The organism is Daejeonella rubra, assembly GCF_900103545.1.
GTDB classification, from domain to species: Bacteria; Bacteroidota; Bacteroidia; order Sphingobacteriales; family Sphingobacteriaceae; genus Daejeonella; species Daejeonella rubra.
In genome coordinates this window covers 80436-93827 of record NZ_FNHH01000011.1, presented here as the reverse complement: position 1 = coordinate 93827, position 13392 = coordinate 80436, and the positions used below count along the sequence as shown (strand labels likewise).

Genomic DNA, 13392 nt, shown 5'->3' with positions numbered 1-13392 from the left:
CATAAATGGGATGATCATCCATTTTTTTGCCTTAAATACATCTGTATGGTGTTTTCAAGTCCGAAATAAAGGGAATCACATATCAATGCATGACCTATGCTGACTTCCAGCAAACCGGGAATATTTTGTGAAAAATATTGAAGATTATGGAGGTCGAGATCATGACCGGCATTGATACCAAGGCCTAGTTTTTCGGCTAGTTTCGCAGCTTTAATATAGGGTTTAATAGCTCGTTCTTTATCCTCATGAAATCCGGAAGCATAGGCTTCAGTATAAAGTTCAATGCGATCTGTTCCTGTGGATTGAGCGGCCTCTACCATTTCTTCAGAAGGATCAACAAATATGGAGACACGGATGCCTTCAGCTTTAAATACCGCAATAATATCTTTTAAGTAGGATTGATGCTTAATAGTATCCCAGCCATGGTTGGAAGTTAATTGCCCCTCTGTATCGGGTACCAGGGTAACCTGTGCAGGCTTATTGGCTAAAACCAGCTCGACAAATTTTTGTTCTTTAGGATTACCTTCAATATTGAACTCTGTTTGGATCACCTTTTTCAGATCGAATACATCCTGATAGCGGATATGTCTTTCATCCGGACGTGGGTGAACGGTTATCCCTTCAGCACCAAAGCGCTCTGCATCAAGTGCAACTTTAATCAGATCAGGGTTATTGCCACCTCTGGAATTGCGGAGAGTAGCTATTTTATTGATGTTGACGGATAGTTTTGTCATGAGGTATGAGGTCTGAAGTCTGAGGTATGAAGTCTGAGGGTTAGGGGTATATTTGTTTAGGATGCCACTAAATTAGATTAAGATTTCCAATTAATATAAAGCTTATACAGTTTCGCACCGATTTCGTCTGTTTTCATTTGTAAAAGATCGAATTGCTGAGGCGAAATATACTCACAGTCTTTTGCAAAATTCAGCCAAACCTTGCTTTCTTCCAAAGATCCTGTCGAGTAAATGAGAAATTTCTTAAATTCTGCCTGGTATGTTCTTCTGCCGAAACCTTCTGCAATGTTAGCACTTACTGATCTTGTTGAGCGAATAATTTGGCTGGTTAATGAATATTTCTCCGATACTGGAAATTGCTAAGAGAGATGGAAAATATCAATTGAAAATTGATAGGATAGCCGATATACCTCCAGATCTGAAAATGTTTTGATCATAAAAAATGCTTACCCGAAAGTAAGCATTCTTATAAAATGCGTCAAATTTGTGGTATTTAACTTATTTAACGGTAACCTCCGTCCTCAGACCTCTGTTTTCCGTCCTCCGTCCTCAGTCTTCAGTCTTCCGTCCTCCTACCTCAGTCTTCCGTCCTCTGCCCTCAATTAATACCTGTAAGCATCCCCTTTAAACGGACCCTCAACCGGAACACCAATGTAATCAGCCTGATGCTGATCCAATGTTTCAAGTTCAACACCGATCTTTGCAAGATGTAAACGAGCTACTTTTTCATCCAGGTATTTTGGAAGAACGTAAACCTTGTTCTCATACTTATCAGTGTTTGTCCAAAGTTCTAACTGAGCCAATGTCTGATTGGTGAATGAATTCGACATTACAAATGATGGGTGACCAGTTGCACATCCTAAATTCACTAAACGGCCTTCAGCAAGAATGATGACATCTTTACCGTTGAGCGTATATTTATCAACCTGTGGTTTGATCTCAACTTTAGTATGACCATAATTTGTGTTTAACCATGCCATATCAATCTCATTATCGAAGTGGCCAATATTACAAACAATAGCTTTGTCTTTTAATGCAAGGAAATGCTCGCCACGAACGATGTCACAGTTACCGGTAGTAGTTACCACGATATCTGCTTCTTTAATTGCTGTAGCTAATTTTTTCACTTCATAACCTTCCATTGCTGCCTGTAAAGCACAGATAGGGTCAATTTCAGTTACAATTACACGAACTCCCTGAGAGCTCAAAGAAACTGCAGAACCTTTACCAACATCACCATAACCACAAACAACAGCAACTTTACCAGCCATCATTACGTCAGTTGCACGACGGATCGCATCAACCAATGATTCACGGCAACCGTATTTATTGTCAAATTTAGATTTTGTTACTGAATCATTTACATTGATTGCAGGTAAGTGCAATGTTCCGTTCTTCATACGCTCATATAAGCGGTGAACTCCGGTAGTTGTTTCTTCAGAAAGACCTTTGATCGCTGCGATAAGTGCAGGGAACCTGTCAAATACCATATTAGTTAGATCGCCACCATCATCAAGGATCATGTTTAATGGCTGACGCTCTGGTCCGAAATGTAAAGTTTGTTCGATACACCAGTCAAATTCTTCTTCGTTAAGACCTTTCCAGGCATAAACCTGTATTCCTGCAGCAGCAATTGCAGCAGCAGCATGATCCTGAGTTGAGAAAATGTTACATGATGACCAGGTAACTTCAGCACCTAATTCAACAAGAGTTTCAATTAAAACAGCTGTTTGAATGGTCATGTGCAAACATCCTGCGATGCGTGCACCTTTAAGTGGTTTTGAAGCTCCGAATTCTTCGCGAAGTGCCATTAATCCTGGCATTTCTGCTTCTGCAAGACCGATTTCTTTACGGCCCCATTCTGCTAATGTGATGTCCTTAACTTTGTAAGGCACATAGTTTGTCTCTACTGATGACATAGTTTGTGGTTTAAATACGATTTAACGTATTGATAAATAAATAATTAAGTTTTTTGATAGCCAGATTTTTTTCAGATAGTATCTAAAAAGGCCGGTTTTAAAAACGTTGCGCAAAAGTACAGTTTTTTTGACTAATTCAATAAAACTGGCTTATGGGAAATAAGTAATTTAATTTTATTACAATCGAATGGTAAAAGGCCTTTTTTAAACCGTCCTGATGCTGTTTTTATTAAATCAGGTAAAAGGTTTTAGTAATTGCAACGTCAAAAGTCCGATGATTTAGGATGTATGACTTTCAAATACTTAACTTTGTTTAATTTCAATTTTTACTCATTAATTTAAATAAGATATGTATCCAGAATATTTAGTGGCACCAATGCGTCAGGAACTGACCAATGCCGGATTTCAGGATCTGAGAACAGCTGAAGAAGTTGATCAGGCTATAAAATCAGAAGGCACGGTATTAGTAATGGTTAATTCGGTTTGCGGTTGCGCTGCTGCCAATGCCCGTCCTGCTGCCAGGATCTCCACCCAGAATGAAAAACACCCGGATAGATTTATTACGGTATTCGCCGGTATGGAAAAAGAAGCGGTAGACACGGCAAGAGCTCATATGCTTCCTTACCCTCCATCTTCTCCTGCCATTGCCTTATTTAAGGATGGTAAATTAGTACATATGATCGAACGTCATCAAATTGAAGGTCGCCCTGCTCAAATGATCGCTGATAACCTGAGCCAGGCTTTTGATCAATATTGCTAAACAAAATCAAAACATTTATTAATAATAAGATCCGGTCTCAGGCCGGATTTTTTGTTTTATGCCTTTTTTTAGATAGTTTAGATTAACCAAAAAACCCTGTATGAAACTTATTGCTATTCTCTTTTCTGCTTTTTTAGCTGTTCCTGCTTTTGCACAGCAAACATTTATTCAATGTGGTCGCCTGATCGATGGAAAATTAAGCTCGGTTCAAACTGAGGTGACCATCGTAGTGGAATCCAATAAAATTATAGATGTCAGAAAGGGCTATCAGTCGGGCGCTGCTAATGATAAGCTCATTAATTTGAGAAATCAGACCGTGATGCCCGGATTTATCGATTCTCATGTTCATCTTTCAGGAGAGACAAGCAAGAATCAGTATATGGAAGAGTTTACTCTTAACGATGATGACTATGCTTTAAAGGCAGTGAAGTTTTCTGAGCGTACGCTCATGGCAGGTTTTACAACGGTTAGAGACCTTGGTGGTTTTGTAGCGGTATCGCTAAGAAATGCGATCAATGGGGGAGATATTAAAGGTCCGAGGATTTTAGCCGCAGGTAAAAGTATTGCTACTACGGGTGGCCATGCTGATCCGTCAAATGGGTACAGCAGGGCATTAATTGGAGATCCCGAGGCGAAAGATGGGGTAGTTAACAGTCCGGAGGAAGCAAGAAAAGCAGTTAGACAACGTTATAAAGAAGGTTCAGATGTAATTAAAATAACTGCGACTGGCGGCGTTTTAAGTAATGCGAAGGATGGTGCAGGTGCACAATTTACAGAAGATGAAATTAAGGCGGTGGTCAGTACCGCCAAAGATTATGGTTATCGAGTTGCAGCACATGCTCATGGTGCTGAAGGAATGAAAAGGGCCATACGGGCGGGTGTTTCTTCTATTGAACACGGGACTTTCATGGATGATGAGGTAATCGCATTAATGAAGGAAAAAGGTACATATTATGTTCCCACAATTACAGCTGGAAAATCAGTAGCTGATTCAGCTAAAATTCCGGGATATTACCCTCCGCTGGTAGTTCCCAAAGCAATTGCAACCGGGCCGAAAATTCAAAGCACCTTTGCTAAAGCATATAAAGCAGGCGTTAAAATTGCCTTTGGTACCGATGCGGGCGTATTTGCTCATGGTAAGAACTATAAAGAGTTTGAATATATGGTTGAGGCGGGAATGCCGGCAATGGAGGCTATCAAATCAGCGACTATGAATGCCGCCGATCTTTTAGGTATTTCTGCTCTTATTGGTTCAATTGAGAGAGGAAAATCTGCAGATATAATTGCCGTAAACGGTGATCCGCTAAAGGATATTAAAGTTTTGAGTTCAATGAACTTTGTGATGAAAGAAGGAGTGGTGTATAAGCAGTAAGGAGTTAAATGCCTGGTGTTTTTAAATAGAGAATTAAAAATCTTTATTCAGCAATTTTTCAAGCTCCGTAAAAGTAAGGTTCATTCGTACACGGCCCTGTTTGGCATAGGATATTTCGCCGGTTTCTTCAGATACGATCACAGCTACGGCATCACTCATTTCTGAAATACCAATACCAGCTCTGTGCCTCAGTCCGAATTGTGGTGGTAGTTTATCGTTTTCTGTGAGGGGTAAGATGCTGCTAGCACATTTGATGCGGTTCTCGGAAATGATCACTGCGCCATCATGCAGCGGACTGTTTTTCTGGAAGATGCTCTCCAATAAACGTTTTGATATTTTCGACTCAATTATTTCTCCGCTGTTTTGATAAAATTGTTCATCATAATACTTAGCGAAAACAATTAAGGCACCTGTACGGCTTTTCTGCATACTCTTGCAGGCATCAATAATTGGTTTAATACGAGCTGAATTATTTTTTATAACCTCTTTACTGCCAAAGAGGAAGGACCACCATGCCTTGTTTTTTTGAAGGGATGCATTTCTTCCGATCAATAAGAGGAAACGCCTGATCTCCTGCTGAAATACAACGATCAAAGCGATGAAACCAACACTGACAAATCCTCCTAAAAGTTCGGTAAGAAGGCGCATTTCTGCCTGCTTTACCATCATGTAAGCCGCATAAATGATCACTAATCCGAGTAGAATATTAAGGGCAATGGTTCCCCTGATCAGGTTGTAAACGTAATAAATTATAAAAGCAACCAGAATGATATCTAATACATCAAGGAAACGCAAATTGAGGAAACTGAAATCAAAACCTTCCATCTTACTAAAGTAAAGATTAATTACGATTTATATTCTTTTGATTGAGGATGCTACCTGTTCCACGATCTTAACAGCCTCTTTTGCAGCAAGAACATCATGTACCCGTAAAATATTTGCTCCATTCATTAGTGCGATGGTATTTGCTACTGTAGTACCATTCAGGGCATGTTCTGCATCAGTTTCGAGTAGTTTATATACCATTGATTTACGTGAAAGCGCTGCCAGAACCGGATGCCCCGTAATTTTTAAATGTTCCAGCTTTCCCAGAAGTTCATAATTCTGTTCCAATGTTTTGGCAAAGCCAAATCCAGGGTCAATGATCAGATCCTTAACGCCCAATTCTTTTAGCTTATGAATTTTTTCGGCAAAATACTGCGCTAATTCCACGATCAGATCTGTATAATTTGTTTCTGAGGCCATGGTCTGAGGAGTGCCTCTCATATGCATCAGAATATAGGGCACTTTCAATTCTGCTATGGTCCGGAACATGGCATCATCCATTGCCCCGGCAGAGATATCATTGATCATATCGGCACCTTCACCGATCGCTGCTCTGGCTATTCCTGACCTGAATGTATCGACCGAAAGTAAAGCCTTTGGAAATTCTTTCGCTATTGCCCTGATCACAGGAATCATACGTTCAAATTCAACTTCTTCCGAAATATGCTCAGCTCCGGGCCTTGATGAATAAGCTCCCAGGTCGATCAGGTCGGCACCTTCAGATACTAATTGTTCAGTTTTTCTCAATGCGTTCTCCAAACTGTTGTTCCTCCCGCCGTCATAAAAGGAATCCGGCGTGAGATTCAGGATCCCCATTATCTTTGGCTTTGAGAGATCCAGAAGGGTTCCGCGAACATTTAACGTTAATTTTTGCTGAAAAACTGTATTTTTATCCGCCATATCAGGGCAAAATACCGATTAATTCATGGTTCTAACAAATAAAATATTAAGGCTTTGATAAACAAAACTTCAGTAGAATATGATGGTGTGATCAGGGTGTGCAGGGAGCTATTTTTAAAGAAAAGTACTGATTACGGTACTGCATGGCGTATCCTGAGGATCTCCTCAATAACCGACCAGATCTTTATTAAAGCACAAAGGATCCGGACGCTTGAGGAGAAGAAAGTATCAAAAGTAGGGGAGGATATTACCTCCGAATATATTGGTATCGTTAACTATTGCGTCATTGCGATGATGCAGATCGACCTGGAAAATGATGAGCGGACTGAACTTCCGGTAGATGAGGTTGAAATGTACTTTGATAAAAAGGTCAACGAGACCAAGGAACTGATGTTTGCCAAAAATCATGACTACGGAGAAGCCTGGAGAGATATGCGGATCAGCTCATTGACCGACCTTATCCTGATGAAAATACTCAGAGTGAAACAGATCGAAGATAATCTCGGGCAGACATTAGCATCTGAAGGTGTGCGTGCAAATTATCAGGACATGCTGAATTATGCGGTCTTTGCATTGATTAAGCTTGGCCTTCACAAGGATTCCTAAGCAGACATCATTCTGAATAATTCTTTTCCAGACATTCATTTTTAAATTTATTCTATACATTCCTACATGAAAAATGCCTTTTTCCATATCAGACGAGCGATCGTAGGACTGCTCTTTATATTTTCAGGGCTGATCAAAGCCAATGATCCTTTGGGATTCGGATATAAGCTTCAGGAGTATTTCGAGGTATTTCATATCAGCTTTCTGAATGATTTTGCTGTAGCACTGGCTATTTTACTTTGTACGCTGGAGATTGTTCTTGGTGCATTGCTTTTATTAGGATTCTGGAGCTCTAAAGTGGCATGGGGACTGCTCATCATTATAATTTTCTTCACTTTCCTTACATTTTATTCTGCATTTTTTGAAGTCGTGACCTCTTGTGGCTGCTTTGGAGATGCGATACCCCTAACACCATGGCAGTCTTTTATTAAGGATATTGTCCTGTTTTCTATGATCCTGCAGATCTTTATAAAACGCAAAGAAATTTTGCCGGTGATCGCTGGTAAAAAGGCTCAACAACTTGTTGCTGGACTTGTGTTGATCTTATCTCTTGGTTTTGGATTGTTTACCTATAACTACCTTCCAATACTTGATTTTCTACCGTATAAGATCGGGAACAATATTCCCCAACTGATGATCACTCCTCCGGGAGCTGCACCGGATGTGTATGAGATCACTTATAATCTTAAAAATAAGAGTACCGGTGGAACGAAGTCGATGACCGATAAGGAATACCTCAAAACTGAGATATGGAAGGATAAAAACTGGGAGATAACAGGGGAACCGGTCACTAAACTCATCAAAAAGGGGTTTGATCTCAAGATCAAGGATCTGAAGATCACCGATAGTCAGGGGACCGATTATAACCAGGAGATCCTGGAAAATCCATACTATAATCTGGTTATCGTTGCGTATGATCTTGCCAAAACCGATGCAACAGGTATTGGAAATTTAAATGCTCTTGCTATCAATGCTGCCGAAAATTATAATATTCGTACGGTCCTGCTTACCTCAAATTCAGCTCAGGATGCTGAATCGTTCAGTAAAAAGAATAAACTCGTCATGGAGGTTTTTTATGCCGACGGCATCCCCTTGAAGAGCATGGTCAGGGCAAACCCCGGAGTGCTTTTATTGAAGCAGGGGACCGTTATCAATAAATGGCATTTTCATAATGTACCATCTTACGATGAACTGGTTGCCAAATACTTTGGTAATAATTGATTTTTTACAGCTTAAATGCTGTTTTTTTTAACACAAAAAGCAGAACTGTTTCTCTGCTTAGAAATTGTAATTAGTAATTTATGAAGGTATTTCTGGTTGGATTTATGGGTAGTGGCAAAACTACTATTGGAAAAAAATTAGCTAACTATTTAAAATATGATTTTATCGATTTAGATAAATTAATTGAATCTAAGGTTGGAATGAGTATTGTTGAGTATTTTGAACTTCATGGTGAGAACGCTTTTCGTGATCTGGAAAAAGATGTATTACAGAAAACTGAATTCCCTGAGAATGTAATTATAGCCACCGGTGGCGGAGCGCCATGTTTTGCTGATAATATGTCCTGGATGAATGAAAACGGTCTGGTGGCTTATCTTTCTCTCTCTCCAAAGGCACTTGCCAACAGACTGGAGAATTCAAAGACCGACCGCCCTCTGATCCGCCATTTAAAAGGTGATGAACTTGAAGGTTTTATCAGTACTAAACTGGCAGAACGGGAACCATTTTATAACCAGTCGAAATTTGTAGTGAGCGCCAGTGATCTGACTGCAGAGAGGTTGGCGTTTTATTTGAATTTGGGGTGACCTGACCTGAATCAAGTTCAGGTTGACAGAATCAAGTTCAGGTTGACAGAATCGAGTTCAGGTTGACAGAATCGAGTTCAGGTTGATAATGCCTACATTGCAATTCAATAATCATTGGGTTTTTATCATTTATGTGTAAAACACATATAAACATTGGCCCTGCTCTGGTGCGAGTTATTCTTACAATCAATTGCAAGCTTCGCTAAACTATATAACAGCCCAACCTCTTGTACTTATAAATCTATTTAAAAAAATCGGTAGAAACTCCACGGACAATAGGGAATAATTGATTATGTGTGCCTTTATATAAAAAAGGCCTTCAAATTTGCTGCCATTCAGGAAGAGCAAATTACCTTACAGAGTGGTGCTCAAAATTCCAGATCACTGATCAGCATCAGCGGAATAGACAACTAATCGCAAACACATCTTCTCTGTCTTTGAAAACAGATTTGAAAAATTGGATTTGATAAAACTGTTTTATGGAAATTGTCTTTAAGGTACTCTATTTAGCCTCCTGGGATACACTTTTTACATATAGGCCATTTATTACATATTTGTTTTTCATGTACCAATAATTTATTTTTTGGTACATGACATCGTAGTCGTGAGACAAGTTGGTACATGTTATTTTTATCCTTTTTTAAGCAGATCGTAAAGTTTTGAATTGATGTAAATTGTCTCTTTACCCTTTTGTTGTGATTTTAGAATGCCTATTTCTTCAAGATTAGCTAAATAACGAGAAGCTGCTTTGCGTTCAATTTTAAGATTGGATACCAGAAATTCTATTTTGCAATAAGGATGAATATATAATTGCTCAATTAAATCTTTTGAATAAATTTTAGGCAACTTTTCCTGAACTAATTTTTGTGTTTCGCTGAATGTTGTATTGATTTTATTTATTTGTTTGATGGTTTCAATTGCTGTTTCTTCAACGCCCTTTAAAATAAATAGTATCCAATCTTCCCAATTATTTTTAGTCCTAACCTCTTGGAGAAGCCGATAATAATCAGCTTTCCTTTTTATAATGAACGAACTTAAGTATAAAACAGGTTCATCTAAAAGTCCTTTTAAAATCAAATAAATAACATTTATTATTCTTCCAGTTCTACCATTCCCGTCATAAAATGGATGAATACTTTCAAATTGGTAATGCTGAATGGCTAATTTAATTAGTGGTGAAATATCATCTGAATCATCATTTAGATATTCTTCTAAATTTTTCATTAAGTCAGATAGGGTATCGTATTTATCCGGTGGAGTATAAATAATTTCATTGGTTAAATCATTTACTAAAGCTGTTCCCGGAAGTTTTCGAATACCAGCATTATTCTCTTCTAATTCACTTTGAATATCAATAATGCCATTTGTATTAAGAAACCCTCTTTCCTTTATAAGTTGTGTTCCCATTAGTAAGGCCTCTCGATAACGCAAAACTTCTTTTGTTGCAATATCAGGCTTTACTGATTTTGCGAATAAAGCCTGATATAGTTTATCTTGAGTTGTAATTACATTTTCAATTTCAGAACTTGCCTGCGCTTCTTTTAATACAACTGCATTTATCAAAATATTCGGATTGGGTAATGTTTTAGCAAGTCCCTTTAATTCAGCCAATGCAACAGCTGATTTGCTAACTTGTTTTAAAACCTTAACTGTTTCTACCGAAGACTCCTTTGGAGGAAGAAAAGGTAAATTATTATATGCTTTATCTTTTATAATAGCCATATTGAGTATTCCTTAACAGCAAGTTCGTGAATTCCATTTGGAAACTATTCATCAAGCCAGTATCAAATAACAAAACGATAATTTCTTTTTTAAATAATAGAAATCACCAGATGACAAATTGATTCAGCCTAACTTAAATAAACCGCATCCTCTTCCGATTTCTCATCAAGAACTACATCTACATGCTCCTTTAGGATAGTTGCAAGTTCAAGTCCTGTAAAATCGGGGGAAACGGGAAAATTGCGGTGGCTGCGGTCAATTAAAACCAGGGTTCTTAGTTTTTTTAATGGGATATCAAGAAATACTCCCAGTCCGTAGGCTAGTGCGCGGCCGCTGTTTAAAACATCATCCACTAATATGACAACCTTGTTTGATACCAGATCAAGGTCCAGGTCTGCATTGGCATCCAGATGTGAGATATCTTTGTTGATCTCAATCTTCATCAGGGTGACTTTAATTTCAGAAATAGATTCAAGGACCGTTTTAAGACGTTTGGCTATCACATAACCCTTATCAACGATCCCCGCCATGATCAACTCTTCCTCACCCAGGTTATCTTCCAGGATCTGATAGGCCATACGATCTATTCGTTGTTGAATTTGCTTTTTATTGAGTATCAGTAATTTTTTGCCAGCCATTGTCTTCTGAAATTTCATTTTAAATTACATATTCTAACTGAATTCCTGCGATTCTCTGTCTAATTAATTTGGGAGTTCAGGCAAGCGTATCTATTGGTAGGGAAAGAATATAAAATTTGCTCCCTCGGGAACGATCACGAACACACACATAAAGCCGTATGGATCCTTGTATTGTTTAATAAACCTATCTTTTTTATCGGCCTGTATCAATCCTTTTTCCACAAACTCTTCTACCGTTGATGCATGAATGCTCCAGCCTGTATTCAGTTCATTTCTATCCAGAATAGGCTCACCCAGTTTTACCTCATGCTGGTGGGCAACGAAGATCGGGTATTCTGAAATGCCCTCGACCATGATCTCAACAGCAACCTCCTTGATGGATTCGTTGTAGAATTTTAAATCGAGCTCGAGGCTTTTCAGCGGACTTTCTTTTTCCTTTTTATTCCCATCAGAATTTTCATCAGGGTTTAGCAGATCTTTTATTTCCATGGCAATGGTTTGAAAGGGCCTTTAAATTAATTATTCGGCTGTTTCTGTTGTTTTTACCTGATTAAGATTCAGGGTTAATAATACCACATTCTCAACATGCTGGGTATGCGGGAACATATCAACGGGACGAATCCTGCTGACTTCATATTTATCTTTCATCAATGCGATGTCACGTGCTTGTGTCGCTGCATTACAGCTCACGTAAACGATCTTTTCGGCTTCCATTTCAAGAAGGCGCTTCACAACATCAGCATGCATACCTGCGCGCGGCGGATCAGTGATCACCACATCCGGCTTCCCATGGGTATTGATAAATTCGGCATTCAATATATCCTTCATATCACCGGCAAAGAAACTGGTGTTTTTAATGGAATTGATCTCCGAATTGATCTTCGCATCTTCAATAGCCGTCGGAACATACTCTATTCCGACCACTGATCTGACAGATCCGGCGATAAAGTTGGCAATGGTACCGGCGCCGGTGTATAGGTCATAAACCAGTTCATCGCCTTTAAATCCAGCAAAATCTTTGGTGATCTTGTACAATTCAAATGCCTGATCTGAATTAGTTTGATAAAATGATTTCGGACCGATCTTGAATTTTAGTCCGTTCATATTTTCAAATATGTGATCAGCACCTTCGAAAACATGAATATCCTGATCAAAAATGGTGTCGTTCTTCTTCTGATTAATGATATAAAGCAGTGATTTCAGACTTTTAAACTCATTGGATATGAATTTCATCATTCCTGCGATCTGCTCTTCTTCAACATATGCAAAAACTACGATCACCATGAGTTCACCTGTGCTGGAAGTCCGAATGATTAAATTTCTGAGCGAGCCTTCATGATTTTTCAGATTATAAAAAGAGATCTTATTGGCCAATGCATATTCCCTTACTTTATTTCTGATATCATTTGAAGGATCTGCCTGCAGATAGCAATGCTGAATATCAAGGATCTTGTCAAATCTTCCCGGAATATGATAACCCAGGGCATTCATTTCCATTTCCTCATCACTGCGCATGTCCCCATCTGTTAACCAGCGCTTATCAGAGAATGTATATTCGAGCTTATTTCTGTAATAACTTGTTTCCTTTGATCCCAGGATAGGTTCTATTCCGGATGTATCAACTTTGGCCAATCTTTGCAATGCATCAACAACACTTTTCTGCTTGAACAGAAGTTGTGCATCATAATTAAGATGCTGCCATTTACAGCCTCCGCAAACTCCAAAATGCTCGCAAAATGGGTCTGTTCTATGCTCAGATGGTTTTACTATTTTCTGAATTTTGCCCTCGTAGAATTTTTTCTTTCTTCGAAGGAGTTCAACATCTACCACATCTCCTGGAACGGCTTTATCAATGAAGATAACCAGATCGTCTGATTTACCTACACCCTTACCTTCTTCAGCAATATCAATTACCTGGATGTTATTTAAAAATTTTTTGTCGGCCGGAATTTTTTTCATGAGCGGCAAAATTAAATATTTTTATGTTAGGAAAGGGGGAAAGGATCAGATATTGGGGCAGAACAAGGCCATGTCCTGAAATTGATCAGGATATTTAGGGGGATTGGTATTAAATTTAATTGAAATACTGCAGATTCTTAAAATTCAAACAG

At 38.7% G+C, this 13392-nt stretch carries 13 protein-coding genes and 1 pseudogene; 5 read left to right on the top strand and 9 right to left on the bottom strand.

All coding sequences use genetic code 11. The features are described from left to right. Nucleotides 1–14: 14 nt before the first annotated feature. From BLR27_RS09780 to ahcY, 3 genes and pseudogenes are all read right to left on the bottom strand, one after another. Entirely contained in the window at nucleotides 15–734 is a 720-nt protein-coding gene (locus BLR27_RS09780; RefSeq protein WP_090704330.1) for a pyridoxine 5'-phosphate synthase, read from the bottom strand. Nucleotides 735–811: 77 nt separating this feature from the next. Then, nucleotides 812–1081 (bottom strand): annotated as a pseudogene (locus BLR27_RS18910) (four helix bundle protein); the annotation flags it as partial. Nucleotides 1082–1336: 255 nt separating this feature from the next. Beyond that, complete coding sequence (gene ahcY, locus BLR27_RS09770) at nucleotides 1337–2653, bottom strand: adenosylhomocysteinase (RefSeq protein ID WP_090704326.1); 1317 nt, start codon at nucleotides 2651–2653, stop codon at nucleotides 1337–1339. A 349-nt stretch (nucleotides 2654–3002) separates the two neighbouring features. Between ahcY and BLR27_RS09765 the strand changes: the two genes are divergently transcribed. Then, complete coding sequence (locus BLR27_RS09765; protein WP_090704324.1) at nucleotides 3003–3413, top strand: BrxA/BrxB family bacilliredoxin; 411 nt, start codon at nucleotides 3003–3005, stop codon at nucleotides 3411–3413. Between the two features lie 100 nt (nucleotides 3414–3513). Further along, on the top strand, nucleotides 3514–4785 hold the full coding sequence (locus BLR27_RS09760; RefSeq protein ID WP_090704322.1) for a metal-dependent hydrolase family protein: 1272 nt from the start codon (nucleotides 3514–3516) through the stop codon (nucleotides 4783–4785). Nucleotides 4786–4818: 33 nt separating this feature from the next. Here BLR27_RS09760 and cdaA read toward each other — a convergent pair whose 3' ends face one another. Further along, nucleotides 4819–5610 (bottom strand): diadenylate cyclase CdaA, encoded by a 792-nt coding sequence (gene cdaA, locus BLR27_RS09755; protein WP_090704320.1) that lies wholly within the window; start codon nucleotides 5608–5610, stop codon nucleotides 4819–4821. A 27-nt stretch (nucleotides 5611–5637) separates the two neighbouring features. After that, entirely contained in the window at nucleotides 5638–6510 is an 873-nt protein-coding gene (folP, locus tag BLR27_RS09750) for a dihydropteroate synthase (RefSeq protein ID WP_090704318.1), read from the bottom strand. Nucleotides 6511–6564: 54 nt separating this feature from the next. On the opposite strand from folP, the gene BLR27_RS09745 reads away from it, so the two are divergent. From BLR27_RS09745 to BLR27_RS09735, 3 genes are all read left to right on the top strand, one after another. Beyond that, complete coding sequence (locus BLR27_RS09745) at nucleotides 6565–7116, top strand: DUF1599 domain-containing protein (RefSeq protein WP_090704316.1); 552 nt, start codon at nucleotides 6565–6567, stop codon at nucleotides 7114–7116. A gap of 66 nt (nucleotides 7117–7182) precedes the next feature. After that, complete coding sequence (locus BLR27_RS09740; protein ID WP_090704314.1) at nucleotides 7183–8337, top strand: BT_3928 family protein; 1155 nt, start codon at nucleotides 7183–7185, stop codon at nucleotides 8335–8337. Nucleotides 8338–8417: 80 nt separating this feature from the next. Continuing rightward, the gene (locus BLR27_RS09735; RefSeq protein ID WP_090704312.1) at nucleotides 8418–8921 is read left to right on the top strand and encodes a shikimate kinase; all 504 of its coding nucleotides are present in this window, start codon (nucleotides 8418–8420) and stop codon (nucleotides 8919–8921) included. A 630-nt stretch (nucleotides 8922–9551) separates the two neighbouring features. Here BLR27_RS09735 and BLR27_RS09730 read toward each other — a convergent pair. The 4 genes from BLR27_RS09730 to rlmD form a co-directional block, all read right to left on the bottom strand. Beyond that, a complete protein-coding gene (locus BLR27_RS09730) occupies nucleotides 9552–10643 on the bottom strand; it encodes a Fic family protein (protein ID WP_090704310.1) in 1092 nt (363 codons plus the stop codon). Nucleotides 10644–10771: 128 nt separating this feature from the next. Beyond that, the gene (locus BLR27_RS09725; protein ID WP_090704373.1) at nucleotides 10772–11281 is read right to left on the bottom strand and encodes a phosphoribosyltransferase family protein; all 510 of its coding nucleotides are present in this window, start codon (nucleotides 11279–11281) and stop codon (nucleotides 10772–10774) included. A 90-nt stretch (nucleotides 11282–11371) separates the two neighbouring features. Beyond that, nucleotides 11372–11770: a hypothetical protein gene (locus BLR27_RS09720; protein ID WP_090704308.1), complete on the bottom strand. Its 399-nt coding sequence runs from the start codon at nucleotides 11768–11770 to the stop codon at nucleotides 11372–11374. A gap of 30 nt (nucleotides 11771–11800) precedes the next feature. After that, nucleotides 11801–13240: a 23S rRNA (uracil(1939)-C(5))-methyltransferase RlmD gene (gene rlmD / locus BLR27_RS09715; protein WP_090704306.1), complete on the bottom strand. Its 1440-nt coding sequence runs from the start codon at nucleotides 13238–13240 to the stop codon at nucleotides 11801–11803. Between the last annotated feature and the right edge of the window lie 152 nt (nucleotides 13241–13392).